General features: G+C 56.8%; 8 protein-coding genes and 1 pseudogene. 5 read left to right on the plus strand and 4 right to left on the minus strand.

Translation table 11 applies throughout. The features are described from left to right. Window positions 1-76: 76 nt before the first annotated feature. Together ACNJX8_RS06560 and ACNJX8_RS06565 are read left to right on the plus strand one after the other, a co-directional pair. Complete coding sequence (locus ACNJX8_RS06560; RefSeq protein WP_439359973.1) at window positions 77-5,488, plus strand: trifunctional serine/threonine-protein kinase/ATP-binding protein/sensor histidine kinase; 5,412 nt, start codon at window positions 77-79, stop codon at window positions 5,486-5,488. 127 nt (window positions 5,489-5,615) lie between these two features. After that, a complete protein-coding gene (locus tag ACNJX8_RS06565) occupies window positions 5,616-5,759 on the plus strand; it encodes a hypothetical protein (RefSeq protein ID WP_164940669.1) in 144 nt (47 codons plus the stop codon). Between the two features lie 162 nt (window positions 5,760-5,921). Here ACNJX8_RS06565 and ACNJX8_RS06570 read toward each other — a convergent pair. Continuing rightward, window positions 5,922-6,163 (minus strand): annotated as a pseudogene (locus tag ACNJX8_RS06570) (PilZ domain-containing protein). Window positions 6,164-6,278: 115 nt separating this feature from the next. Then, window positions 6,279-6,896, minus strand: coding sequence for a LabA-like NYN domain-containing protein (locus tag ACNJX8_RS06575; protein WP_439361822.1), 618 nt, complete (start codon window positions 6,894-6,896; stop codon window positions 6,279-6,281). A gap of 167 nt (window positions 6,897-7,063) precedes the next feature. Here ACNJX8_RS06575 and ACNJX8_RS06580 point away from each other — a divergent pair, with 167 nt between their 5' ends. Next, window positions 7,064-7,342, plus strand: a complete 279-nt coding sequence (locus ACNJX8_RS06580; protein ID WP_439359974.1) for a hypothetical protein — start codon at window positions 7,064-7,066, stop codon at window positions 7,340-7,342. A gap of 535 nt (window positions 7,343-7,877) precedes the next feature. Then, window positions 7,878-8,291, plus strand: coding sequence for a cupin domain-containing protein (locus ACNJX8_RS06585; protein ID WP_439359975.1), 414 nt, complete (start codon window positions 7,878-7,880; stop codon window positions 8,289-8,291). Window positions 8,292-8,694: 403 nt separating this feature from the next. Here ACNJX8_RS06585 and ACNJX8_RS06590 read toward each other — a convergent pair whose 3' ends face one another. Both ACNJX8_RS06590 and ACNJX8_RS06595 read right to left on the minus strand, forming a co-directional pair. Further along, complete coding sequence (locus tag ACNJX8_RS06590; protein WP_283040514.1) at window positions 8,695-9,582, minus strand: LysR family transcriptional regulator; 888 nt, start codon at window positions 9,580-9,582, stop codon at window positions 8,695-8,697. A gap of 440 nt (window positions 9,583-10,022) precedes the next feature. Continuing rightward, window positions 10,023-10,841 carry a YiiX/YebB-like N1pC/P60 family cysteine hydrolase gene (locus tag ACNJX8_RS06595; RefSeq protein ID WP_439359976.1) on the minus strand — a complete coding sequence of 273 codons (819 nt, stop codon included), beginning with the start codon at window positions 10,839-10,841 and terminating at the stop codon, window positions 10,023-10,025. 1,415 nt (window positions 10,842-12,256) lie between these two features. Here ACNJX8_RS06595 and ACNJX8_RS06600 point away from each other — a divergent pair. Continuing rightward, a complete protein-coding gene (locus ACNJX8_RS06600) occupies window positions 12,257-12,997 on the plus strand; it encodes a Crp/Fnr family transcriptional regulator (RefSeq protein WP_439359977.1) in 741 nt (246 codons plus the stop codon). Window positions 12,998-13,222: the final 225 nt, after the last annotated feature.

Genomic DNA, 13,222 nt, shown 5'->3' on the forward strand with positions numbered 1-13,222 from the left:
CGGCGAACGCATATTCTGTCGAGAATGGCGAACAAACAGCAATGGCGAGCAAACCAGCGTTTTCACCGTTAGCAACTTGGCCGCGATCCCATCCGCTGACAGCCTGGCCCGTCTCTCTCATGAATATGAATTAAGAGATCGGCTTGACGCCGCATGGGCGCTTTGCCCTCTCTCGCTCGTCAATCGAAGTGGGCGCATTGCATTGCTCCTCGAGGACAATGGCGAGGAACCTCTCGAGGCTCTGCTCGGGACACCATTTGAGCTTGGCCGCTTCTTGCGGCTCGCCATCAAGTTGACTGAGGCGCTCGCTGGTGTTCATCAACAGGGGCTTGTCCATAGAGACCTGAAGCCCGTGCATATTTTCATTGCGCTCGGCGAGGAGCATGTCCGGTTGACCGGATTCGGAATCACGACACAGCTACAGCGCATGCGGCGTATGTCCGAACTGCCCGAATATGTCGCGGGCACTCTTGCCTACATGGCGCCGGAACAAACTGGCCGCATGAATCGTTCCGTTGATGCGCGTAGCGACTTGTACTCGCTCGGTGTGATCCTCTATCGCATGCTAATGGGTACGCTCCCATTTACCGCGTCAGAACCTGGCGAGTGGATTCACTGCCATATAGCGCGAACGCCAGTACCTCCAGAACAGGGACTAGCTGACATTCCGGCCCAAGTTTCGAATGTCATCATGAAGCTGCTCGCGAAACCCGCGGAGCATCGATACCAGACGGCAGTCGGTCTCGAACATGACCTACGGCGCTGTCTTGTGGAATTTGAAACGAATTACCAGGTCGTTTCGTTTCCGCTAGCAGAGCTAGATTTACCAGACCGTCTGCTCATCCCTGAGAAGTTATATGGCAGAGAGGAGCAAATCGGAACGCTTACGACGGCTTTTCATCGCGTCGTCCGGAGCGGCGCTCCCGAGCTAGTAGTAGTATCCGGGGGCTCCGGTATAGGCAAGTCTGCGATTGTTGGAGAACTACGTAAGGTCGTGATGTCAACGCATGCACAATTTGCATCAGGAAAGTTCGACGAGCGGAGGCGAGATATTCCGTACTCGACATTGGCACAGGCCTTCCAGGGGCTTGTACGCCAATTGCTCGGGAAAACCGAGAACGAGTTACGAGGATGGCGCAACGCTTTTCTGGAATCAATCGGACCAAACGGCAGGCTCATTACCGATCTCGTGCCTGAACTCGAGCACATTATCGGTGAGCAACCGGTAGTACCAGAACTCCCTCCTCAACAGGAAAAAGGTCGTTTTCAGCTTGTATTTCGTCGGTTCGTCGCGGTTTTTGCGAGACCGGAACATCCGCTAGTGCTTTTTCTCGACGATCTGCAATGGCTCGATGCTGCAACGCTGGACCTCATTGAGGATATGACAACGCGGCTAGACCCGCGTCATATGCTTTTAATCGGTGCCTTCCGCGAAAATGAGGTCGACGCGCTTCATCCGCTTTCACGGACGCTGAAATCAATGAGCGATGCAGGAACGGCAGTCACTGAGATTCGTGTCGATGCCCTTGAGCACCATCATCTAGCGCAGTTAATAGCGGATGCGCTGCACTGCGGTCTCGAACGCGCCGCATCGCTTGCGCGCCTAGTGCATACGAAGACTAATGGTAATCCATTCTTCGTGGGTCAGTTCTTGAATGCTCTGGTCGATCGCAACGCGATTGTTCCCGATCGCGCTTCGGGATGTTGGCATTGGGATGTCGAAAAGATTCAGGCGTCGCGGCACACGGAGAACGTCATTGAACTGCTGGCCGATAAAATCAAGCGTCTTCCGGACTCGTGCAAGGAGGCGCTACAGGAGCTTGCATGTCTGGGCAACACGGGAGATGTTCTGGTCATTTCCAGAATTCGACAGTCAACTGAAAAAGATGTGGATGCGGATCTATGGGAAGCATGCCAGCTGGAACTTATAGAACGCTTTCCGGATAAGTACCAGTTCGTCCACGATCGGATACAGGAGGCCGCGTACTCGCTCATACCCGAGCAAACACGCGCACAGAAGCACCTGCAAATAGGAAGACTTCTCGTTGCACATACTCCCGCGGCGCATCTCGAGAAAGCGATCTTCGACATAGTTGGGCAACTCAATCGGGCCAGTCATATCGTGACGGGCGAGGAACGCGAGCGACTGGCTAACCTTAATCTGATCGCCGCCCGGCGTGCCAAAGCATCGTCAGCTCACACTTCTGCACTTAAATACCTCATCGCGGGGGCCGCTCTATTAGAGGAGAATAGTCAGCTTCGTCTACGCGATTTGATATACGCACTCGAATTCGAGCGTGCAGAATGCGAATTTCTGACGGGTGAACTACTGGCCGCGGACGCGCGCCTCGAGAGGTTGAACATCCTTGCCGTCGGTACAAAAGAGCGCGCCGCCGTCACCTGCCTGAGGATGGATATTTGCACCGCAAATGGCCAGAGCGATTGTGCGATTGCTATCGCGCTGGACTTCCTGGCGCACGAAGGCATTCACTGGTCTGCCCATCCTGCGGACGAGGAGGTGCGCCGGGAGTACGACCAGATCCTGCATATTCTGAACAGCCGGCCTATTGATGAGATCCTCAGAGCCCCATCCATGGAGGATCCAACATCGCTGGCTGTCATGGAAGTATTAATCAAGGCGCAGACGCCTGCCATGTTCACGGACCTGAACCTCGCGTCACTAGCAGTCTGCAGGGCAGTAAGCATCAGTCTCGCGCATGGCAATAGCGATACGTCGTGTTTTGCCTATGTAATGTTCGCGCGCGTTGCCGGCCCACGTTACGGCCATTACGACGCGGGCTTCCGGCTTGGTCAAGTGGGATTCGACCTCATCGAACGGCAGGAAAACAGGCGATTCCGTGCGTCGACGATTTTGGTGTTTGTGTTCACCGGCCTCCGCTGGATCAAGCACGTTCGGTCGAGTAATGCCTTGATCCACCGCGGTTTCACGGATGCAAACAATATTGGAGACCTGCTGTATGCCTCGTACGCTCGGAACAACCTGAATTCGCATCTTCTCTTTGCCGGCGACCCATTGGACCATGCCGAGCGCGAAGCCGAGTGGGGACTCCATTTCGTGCGAAACGCCCGCTTTGGGCTGGTCGAACACATCATCGCGACTCAACTTGCATTGATCAAGGCGTTACGCAGGTCAGGTAAACAACCTGCTTCCCTCGGCTATGAGGACATGGACGAGCACCAGGTCGAGCAATACCTTTCGAACAGCCCTGCCTTGGCTATCGCTCAGTGCTGGTACTGGATTCGCAAATTGCAGCTGCGTTATCTCATCGGGGATTATACGGCCGCGATCGATGCGCTATCAAAAGCACGCACGCTGCTATGGACATCCCCGCTTTTTCTCGAGGAAGCGGACTTTCATTTTTATGCGGCGCTTGCGCTCTGCGCGTCCCTGACCGGTAAGCCGATCGAAGAACGGCAGCAGCTGTGCGAAACAATTGCTGCTCATCATCATCAGCTCGAGATCTGGGCGCGGAATGGATCGGAAAACTTCGAGGATCGGGCCGCGCTCGTCGGTGCGGAGATAGCGCGCCTCGAGGGACGAGACCTCGACGCGGAACGCCTTTTCGAAAAGGCGATTCGCGCCGCGCAGTTGAACGGCTTTCCGCACAACGAGGGCCTTGCCAGCGAACTCGCTGCGCGCTTTTACACTGACCGCGGCGTGGAGATTGTCTCACACGCCTATCTGCGCAACGCCCGCTGCTGCTACCTTCGTTGGGGTGCCAACATCAAGGTCCGGCAGCTCGAGGAGTCGCATCCGCATCTAGTTGCACACGAAACCATCACCTCACTCGACACTACTTTCGGCGCGACTGTCGAAAGTCTGGATCTCGGCACTGTGCTTAAGATGTCAAAAGCGCTATCAGTCGAAATGGACTTTGAGAAATTGATCGACACGATCATGCGAATGGCGATGGAGCATACCGGTGCTGCACGTGGTCTGCTGATGCTTTGGCGAAAGACGGGTTTAAATGTCCAGGCCGAAGCCGTCACCTCGAGCGACTCGGTCACGGTGAGGCTCTGTGATGAGCCCATAAACGATACGACCTTGCCCGAATCGGTTCTCAACTACGTTGCGCGCACAAGGCGCAATGTTTTACTCGACGATGCTGTGTCGGACGTTTCGTTTTCCGCCGACCCTTATATTAACGCGCACCAAGCACTCTCGGTGTTGTGCCTTCCGCTGGTCAACCAAGCCAATCTGATCGGAGCCATATACCTCGAAAATCACCTGGGCCCGGGAATCTTCGCATTTAGCCGGATTCCCGTGCTTAAGCTGCTTGCATCGCAGGCGGCGATCACGCTGGAGAACGCCCGGTTGTACCGCGATTTGTTCGAACGCGAAAGCAGGATCCGGCGTCTCGTGGACGCCAATATCATCGGAATTTTCATTTACGGAAGCCAAGGCACCATCACTGAAGCCAATGACGCATTTCTTCAGATCGTCGGATGCGACCGCGATGACTTTCAGTTCGGCGAAGTGCGGTGGACAGATCTGACTCCTCCGGATTGGGCCGAACGTGACGAGCAGATTTGGGATTCCAAGCTGAAACGCGACGGAACGTTACCTCCATTCGAGAAGGAGCTTTTTCGCAAAGACGGCCGCCGTGTCCCGGTATTGCTGGGCATCGCCAACTTCGAAGGGAGTATGGACGAAGGTGTTGCCTTCGTGCTGGACCTGACTGAGCAAAAGCGCGCTGAAGCTGAAGCCAGCGAAAGCGAGTCGCGATACCGGGAAGTGCAATCGGCGCTTGCCCATGCAAACCGGCTGACGACCATGGGGCAACTCCTGGCGATGATCAGTCACGAGGTGAAGCAGCCTCTCGCCGCGACTATCACACTTGCGGACGCGGGGCAGCGCTTTTTGGGTGGCGCCGATCCGAAAGTCGACGAGGCACGTCAGGTATTCTCCCGTATCCGACAGGGCGGAATTCGGGCGAACGATGTCCTTGATCGCATTCGCAGTCTGGTCAAAAAAGCACCGCAGCAAAAGGAGACACTTGATATTAATACGGCAATTCACGATGTCGTCGCCCTTTCTCGGGCGGAAGCGAGTCGCAAGGGCGTTATTATGCAGACGCAACTCTGCGAGACGCTACCCCTCGTTGAAGGAGATCAGGTTCAACTGCAACAGGTCGTGCTAAACCTCGTATTCAATGCAATCGAGGCGATGAGCGAAAATTATGACGGTCCGAGGGATTTGGTCATTAGTACCAGTCGGCGCGACGATGAAAGTGTTACCGTTTCTGTGAGCGATACGGGCCCCGGTGTCACCCAAGCGGACATTGAGCGGATCTTTGAGCCGTTCTACACGACAAAAACATCGGGCATGGGAATGGGTCTGTCAATTTGCCGTTCAATCGTGGAAGCGCACGGGGGAATGTTGCGCGCATTCCCTAATGCGCGACGAGGCGTAACTTTTGAAGCTTCCATACCCACGAAGAAGGGCGTGTCCCCGGTGATGGTGTAGCTCGGTAGAGCAAAGCCGTCCGCACGCGCGCCCTCCCATGGAGCCTAGCGGGGGGTGGCTTTCCGGTGGTCACCGGCAGTTCGCCGGTAGGGTCAGGTTGCTGACACAAACCTGATTCGAGGAACCGATGACCGATGAGATGATGAACCCCCGCACGCTCGTGGAGAAGATCCCTGATGCGGAGCTGCTGCGCGAGATGATCGGCTTTGCTGCCCAGCGCAATGTGGGATCGCGCGGGGCGCTCCCACTGTCGATGATCGGGTGGATCTAGCGAGGTGCTCGAGCTCACCGGGATTGCGACCGTCTGTTGCCGAGCGCCGCTCGCCCTTTTTGGCTCTCCCTTGGTATGTCGTGCTCGCCCGCGAGGGATGCTCCGCTCTTCGCGTGCGTGTTGCGCGCGCCGTTCCCTGCGGGTGCTCGCGACATTGTCTTTTCAGGTCGGAAGGTCCCTTCTCCCCTTCGTCTTGTTCTTGTTCCGTATGAAGCTGACCTCCAGCTCTTCGCCGTTCACACGGACGAGTTGACATCGCCGATAGGCGAACCCGGTAGACGAAAGCGGAAGAAAGAATTCACTCAGTGTGAGGCCTTCAACGACGTTGAATTTGGAGTCTCGCATCGCGCTGTGAAAGATCTTTAAGGCTACCTGCGACGCCAGGTGCCGTCGATAGCCATCATGTTTACCGGTAGCGGGTACTCGAAAATGACCCGTCGGCCTTGTTGTTCCTTTTTCTCCAGCCATGGATGGTCCGAAACAGATCTTCTCTGTACTTCACCCGATTCCGCGCGTTCGCTATTCCTCGTCATCATCACTCGACCGCGCGATCGCGCGCTGCATCAACCGTGGCGCTTGATCCCGCGTAATACGAGATGGCGCTCGTTCGGAACGATCGCGACCGATCCTTGACTGCAGTTCCCTTATATCGCAAAAGACGTCGGCCTGCCGTCGCAACTCATCGGCGATCATTGACGGTTGAGTAGCGAGACTGGATACGACGGTAACACGGACGCCGTGACGCTGCACCGCCTCTACCAGCGGACGAAAGTCACCGTTTCCCGAGCATAACACCATTTCGTCGATGCGATCTGCGAGCTCCATCGCGTCAACCGCAATTTCAAGGTCGATGTTGCTTTTGACCTTGCGACGGCCGCTCGCGTCTACGAATTCCTTCGTGGCCTTCGTCACCACGGTAAATCCGTTGTAGTTCAGCCAGTCGAGCAGCGGGCGCACCGACGAGTATTCCTGGCTCTCAATGATCGCGGTGTAATAGCACACGCGCTCAAGCGTCCCCCAGCTTTCGAATTCCTTAAGCAGGCACTTGTAGTCGATATCGAAGTCAAGCGCTTTTGCGGTTGAGTGAAGATTGGAACCGTCAATGAACACCGCGATCTTGCTGGAGCTGGAAGCCATTAAGATGTGATCTGCGTTCATTCATGTGAGCCTGGAAGGTGCCCGCGGTTGATGGGACGAAACACCGAGCCAGTTGATCTAACATCATCAGGAGAAAGTTGTCGTCAGGCGGTGAATCAAATGCGAAAACCTCTCTCATCTTTTTTAGTACGAAAACGTACACTTGGATGTCCGATTATTCGGAAGGTATCGGGACGTCCAATCTGATGTATGAGGTCCGCAACAGAGTACTGCGTCTGCTTCCACCTGATGTACTCAAGAGCGTTCTTTTGCTAGCTAAGGAGGTGCCGCTGGCAAAACGCCAAGTTCTTCATCGCTACGGCGTTCGCATGCAGCACGTCTATTTGATAGAGACTAGCCCAGTGTCGGTCGGTGCGAAGGTGGGGCCGCAAGAGTTCGTCGAGGTGTGGTTGATCGGCTCGGAAGGGCTCGCCAGAATACATTGAGTAGGTGGGAGAGGTTTCGGATCACCCAGGCCGGAATTACCGCTGCGGCGGTGATGTGAGTTGAACCACAGGGTAAACAGCGAACTCACCAGCGCTATCTGTATGGTTTCGGGGAGTGATGGGGGCGGATGATTGGCAGTCCGCGCTCCGTCAAATGGATGAAGCGTGCGGCCGACATGCTCGCTGTGAGAATATTTTCAGTTAAGTAGATCGCGCCGTCGATTATGGGAGCTGCAGCAGCTTTCTCTCCGCGCCTTTCGTCAAGTGCATGGACAGGTCGCGGGAGAATCTGGGCGTGATGGACAGAACTCTGATTGAAGATGCGCGAGGTGGCAACAGCAGCCGCAGCAGGCAAAACCGCCGCGATGCGATCACATCTGAATTGAGATCGATGATAAATGGTTATCGGATAGATAATCACAGGGCATTTCCCTTTATCCAGCGGCGGCGACACCCTCAAACTTGTTCGCAGAGGCGCGCCATTGCTCACGCCGCCACTCCGACTCGAAGAAGGTCCACAATCAGGAGGCCATAAATGCCAGTAAAGCAGCCGGTTCTCACGCCGCCCGGGGGCGGCAAGACGGTGAAGTTCAGTGCGGGTTCGAGCATCGAGGTGAAAGTGGAGAGCAGCCAGTCCGGAGGCGAATATGGCACTGTCCTGTGGACGCTGCGGGCCGGTGAGGAGCCGCCGCTGCACACCCACACGCGCGAGGACGAGCTGCTCTACGTGGTGCAGGGGAAGCTAATCGCGCGGGTCGGCGATGCCCGCGTCGAGGTGGGGCCGGGCGCCTACGCGGCTCTTCCCCGCGATGTGCCGCATACGGTCGAGGTGGTCGGCGATCAGGCGATCCTGCTGGTCAGCTTCGTGCCGGGTGGGCTGGAGCGCTTCTTGGTCCCCCGGGACGGCGAGAAGCCGGATCCGGCCGCTTTCGGCCTGGCGTTCCCCTAGTGGCGTGGACCGGGACGCGCGGCGTTCGCGATCGAGCGCCTGCGCGGGCCCGGACGCCGGCCGCTCCCGACCGCGCCAGATGATTGATTGCACGCGCTCGCCGATCGGCGGTATCGCACCGCCGTACAGCGGCGTGTCGCGTGATCTGCGGCTAATTTCACGTGGCAGCACCGGCATGAACTGGAGGTGGAGGTCCAGACGATGCTGTCATGCGAGCCCGAGCGCATTATCTTCGCGCACGCCCGTTGGCACGACGCAAACGGCGCCGCTGAGCTGCGCAACGCACTTAGGTGGCTTTTGAGGAGTCACAGTGAACGTATGCGCCAGGTTCTCTCGTCGGATGCTGGACGCATTCCACGATTTCGAGCTATGCGAACGACGACAGGCCGACGCACGGCGGGACTCACGGATTGGTCTTTAGGCTCTTCGCAAAATGTTCAACGAACGCGCGCGCCGCGAGTTTCGCTCCGCGTCCGGCCGGGAATATGGCGTTTACGTCGGCGGCGCCCATGTTCCAATCCTTGAGGATCTGCACTAACGCACCCGACTTGAGTTCGGCGCGACAGCCCCAGAGACTGCAGGCCACGATCCCGATTCCGGCGACGCCGCCAGCCACTGCCGCTTCGTTGATGTTCCCCGACAGAGGAGCTTCTACCTTTATGGAAACGGTTCTCCCGTTCTTCTCGAAGCAACAGACGCCATTCGAGCCCGGGACACCAATCAACACGGGATGTCCTGACAGATCGTTCGGCGTTTTCGGGTAGCCAGCCCGTTTCAGGTAGGCCGGCGAGGCGGCGATGAGCAGAGGATTTGATCCTACCCGTCTTAGAGTCGCGGAGGAATCCTCCAACTTTCCGGACCGGATCGCGACGTCGATCGCGCTCCTGATAAGGTCTTGGCGACCGTCGTCCATCGCCAAATCGATCCGCAGCGCAGGGTGCTTCGAAATGAAGGCGGGAAGTCGCGGTATGACCTCCCGGATCGCCATGCTAGGCGACAACCCTATCCGGAGCACGCCGCGAAGTACGCCCTTGCCGTGAATGGCTTGTGTTGCTTCTTCCAGAATGGCAAGCGCGGGCTCGACCTTCGCGAGGTAGTCCGCCCCGGCTTCGGTGAGCACAACGGCCCTTGTCGATCTCGCGAAGAGGGCCGCGCCTACCTCGCGTTCGAGCGACGCGATGTGTCGGGACGCCGAAGGTTGCGAAAGTCCGAGATCCTTGCCGGCACGCGAGAAGCTACCGGTATGTGCGACACGGACGAAGAGTGTTAGAGCAAGGAGGCGATCAGTCATCTCGTCTTTGCGCAGAGATTGGTCGTGTTCGAGCTTGGTCCCGGTTCCAACTTATGCGAAAACCGAATGAGTGGCGAGCCTCACAAGGCGGTGAGCTTCACGCCTCCCGGTGTTTAGCCCGACGAGGCGATCAGGGCTAGGGCGGCCGAAACGTACGGCGTGCGGCCTACGCACGGTGGCGAAACGGCTGAAGCCGCCCCAATCCTTGGAGCGGAAAAGACCCCAGTTCTCTCCGGGCGCAGGGTTAAGAGCTGCGGACGCGTCAGTAGCCACTGGTCATGGCGCGCTATTCCGAACCGGTCGTGCTTGCTTTGAAGCTTTGAGAGCAGCGAAGAATTTGCCGATGATTGGTAGTCGGAGTCCAAGCCTATTGAAAGAGCACGATGGCGACTAATGACAACAGCACAACCGATTCCGAAGTCAATAGTCTGGCCCTCACCTTACGTAATGTCGGGCTGAATCATTGCCGCGATCCCGCATTTTATGTCGGGCGCAAGTGTAGCCTGTGCGGCGTCAACTTGGAGATCTGCCCAGCGCATGTTTTTGTAGTTGAAGCCGGCGGGTAGTGTGGGCTTCACCACCATGAAGTAGGGCGATAGATCGAAGTCGCGCGGCGCATATAGAGACGAATGACGGATCTCGGCGATCTCGCACCGCCCGGACTTGTTCTCCAGGTGCGTGATGTTGGGCAGGATCGGGTAACGCACGGAGTCGAATGCCTGCGCAATCAGAGACGAACAGATGATCCGACGCGAATCGCCGGAGCCGAGCGCGATGGTTCGTTGACGCCAACGTTGCGTGAATGGACAAGGGAATAGATAGCGCATGAGGTCGATGACGTTTTTGAAATCGTAGCCGAGACCTATCCGTTCGAATGCGTAACGGCAGACCTGTTCGCGGTCCGCATCGCTTAGGCCGACTGGCCGGCATATGCGGGTTTGGCAATGCAAATACTTCGACAGAGGGGCCGAAACGACACCTTCGTCGATATTGGCTTCAATCAGGACGTGCGGCTCGCCGCCATTTGTGGCGCCCGATATCGGTCCGACGTACAACGCCGAATGCGACCATGTCGACTGAGTGATATATTTGATGCTGCTGGAAAGACGACCTTTGCCCTCGACCAGCAGGACGTCACCGGGTTGAAGAGTGTGGCGTAGGGCAGTCGTTGCATCGTCCGAGGTGAGGGGCTCACATCGATTGGCCGGCTTCTGCAGCCGGGCGATCAAACGTTCGACGTTGTCGAACATCCAGCCCATCACTCTTTCCTTTCCTTTCGGCCCATCCCGTACGGGAGTTCCAGACGACTGTTCCCTCTTATCCAACCCTATTCAGGAAAGTTGGACCGGACCATTACACTGAGGTCGATCTGCGCACTGCATTCGTCTGAAACGACCATACCAAAGGATACGATTGACCACCCGGGCCGCTCCCAGTGATGGGAAAGCCGCATTGGTCCGGCGGCTGCTATCGACGGTGCTCTTCATCGAGAGCCAGTGCGAGATCGCGGGGGGTAGCGAGGTGAGCAATGAGGGCACTCAACGCCTCCATTGACTTTGCACTGGGGCTAATTTCGAGTTTTGACCTTCGCGTCGTTTCACCTACGTGCAAGGGTCAGGTCGCTTCGGTGGACAGCAATTGGCAGGCCGGACCGCCTGGGTCCGTCGAGAATGACCCAAGAACCAGTGCGCATGACCGCGGAAGGCTGAAACTGTTCAAACAGGCGTTCGCCTTCCTCAAACCGGAAGCATGTTGATCACTGTACCAAGAACAAAGCACAGCGACCCGATAAGATAAAGCCAGTTCGCTAAATTGCCCATGCGATATCCCGTCGATTGGCCGGCTGGGGTTCTGCAGCTTTGTTCATTTCAGCATCTCTCCTCAGGAGAACGCAGGGAAGTTTATCCATATGGCGGACACGTCGGCGTATCGGTCCAGGACGCCGTCGCAAAAGCGCCGAGGTGTGGTGCGGGAAGCTTGAAGTGTAATATCGGTAGCGCTCTGCTCCATGATATGAATCATAGAATGGATTGGCCCAACTCGAACTATCGGCGAGATAGCCTCAGCAGGAAGCATCGGGATGACCCCGATGCGCCCAATAGCGCACGTCCGTTGTCACGGCCGGTGCCGCCACCTTGATCGAACCGGTGTTAATCGGTGCAGCAGACGATTTAGCGGAGGTCTGCGGCAGTGCGAGAGGAATAGCAATTGCCACGCTTCCCACTTAAATCTTCATGGCGGCCCCTATTCGTGTTGATACTGACTGTCCACCACCGACGAGAATGACCGTTTAGCGCTGCCGAGGGAAATCACGTCCCGCTATAGAGTCGATAAACGATCGTTATTGCCGCCGCGATCCGCAGGTGCCATAGCCGAGAACTCAACTGACGCCAACTGCAGAGACTCCGTTGCCGCCGTGGACCACTCGATGTTGCGCGTGCCGATGCATCGACCTTGACCATCTTGATCATGACGCCGCTGCTACGGTCGACTTGTCGTGCACCATCCTCGCACACTCAGGTCCGGTAGCGGCACAATCCACGTCCCCCGTCCGTCACCAAGTCCGAGCAGCTGATCCGCGAACGTTACGTCGCCTTCCGTCTCATTTTTTTTGGTACGAAAACGTACAGTCGGATAGCTCCGTTTCTCAGAAAGTATTAGGACGTTGAATCTGATGTATGAAGTGCGCAACAGATTACTACGTCTGCTCCCACCTGATGAACTCGAGCACGTTCTGTTGCTCTCTGAAGAGGTGCCGCTTACGAAGCGGCAAGTTCTTCATCGCTACGGCGTTCGCATGCAACACGTCTATTTCATTGAGAGTGGTCTTGTGTCGGTCGGTGCCAAGGTGGGGCCGCAAGAGTTCGTTGAGGTGTGGTTGATCGGTTCAGAAGGGCTAGCGGGAATACATCTCGCGTTGACGGCAAAAACGCAGCCGATGCACCGTCGAATTGTGCAGGTCGCCGGCGAGGCTAATCGACTCACGGTGGATCGATTTCAGGAGGCGATTGCTCGGCTGCCGAATTTCCGCAGCGTGGTGCATGCCTATATCGCTTCCGTGCTTATTCAGATCGCCCAATCAGGGGCATGTAATACGTCCCATCAACTACAGCAGCGCCTTGCGCGATGGCTCCTGCTCGCTCGCAATGCCTTGGGATCTGACGAGATCCCTCTCACACACCAAGTGCTTGCTCAGCTTCTCGGAGTGCGTCGTGCTGGCGTTACGGACTGCCTTCTTCAACTCAGGAGGGATGGGCTTATCGAAATGATGCGTGGCTGCCTCGTCGTCCGCGACGCTTTTCGGCTGGCGCAGATCTCCTGCCATTGCTGGAGCTTGATCGAGCGCGAGTACGAGCGGCAACTACTGAATATTGGCACTCCGAACAGCAAATCGTTGGTGCATGGGAACCGATAGTTATCTGCGATGCCACGCCAGAAATGGCTGGTTGCCAAGGTTTGTTGCAGTTGGCCCCCCAACTCGCCGATCTGCTTGTTCAAGCGAATCCGTCACAATTGGCCTCGAGGACCCGTCATTAACTTCGCATGCGGAGACGAGACGAGTTAGGTATCCTTCAGTTTCTCCAACATTCGTTAGGGCTGGTAGACGAGACGCGCATTTGTGTCCCTTTTGCAGGACTAC

This window comes from Bradyrhizobium sp. SPXBL-04 (assembly GCF_051853035.1).
Lineage (GTDB): Bacteria > Pseudomonadota > Alphaproteobacteria > Rhizobiales > Xanthobacteraceae > Bradyrhizobium > Bradyrhizobium zhanjiangense.

Excerpts from the sequence above, each read along its gene's own strand:
- ACNJX8_RS06580 (WP_439359974.1), top strand. The coding sequence starts at position 7,064 with ATGTCCGATTATTCGGAAGGTATCGGGACGTCCAATCTGATGTATGAG.
- ACNJX8_RS06575 (WP_439361822.1), bottom strand. The coding sequence starts at position 6,896 with ATGGCTTCCAGCTCCAGCAAGATCGCGGTGTTCATTGACGGTTCCAAT.
- ACNJX8_RS06585 (WP_439359975.1), top strand. The coding sequence starts at position 7,878 with ATGCCAGTAAAGCAGCCGGTTCTCACGCCGCCCGGGGGCGGCAAGACG.
- ACNJX8_RS06565 (WP_164940669.1), top strand. The coding sequence starts at position 5,616 with ATGACCGATGAGATGATGAACCCCCGCACGCTCGTGGAGAAGATCCCT.
- ACNJX8_RS06600 (WP_439359977.1), top strand. The coding sequence starts at position 12,257 with ATGTATGAAGTGCGCAACAGATTACTACGTCTGCTCCCACCTGATGAA.
- ACNJX8_RS06595 (WP_439359976.1), bottom strand. The coding sequence starts at position 10,841 with ATGGGCTGGATGTTCGACAACGTCGAACGTTTGATCGCCCGGCTGCAG.
- ACNJX8_RS06590 (WP_283040514.1), bottom strand. The coding sequence starts at position 9,582 with ATGACTGATCGCCTCCTTGCTCTAACACTCTTCGTCCGTGTCGCACAT.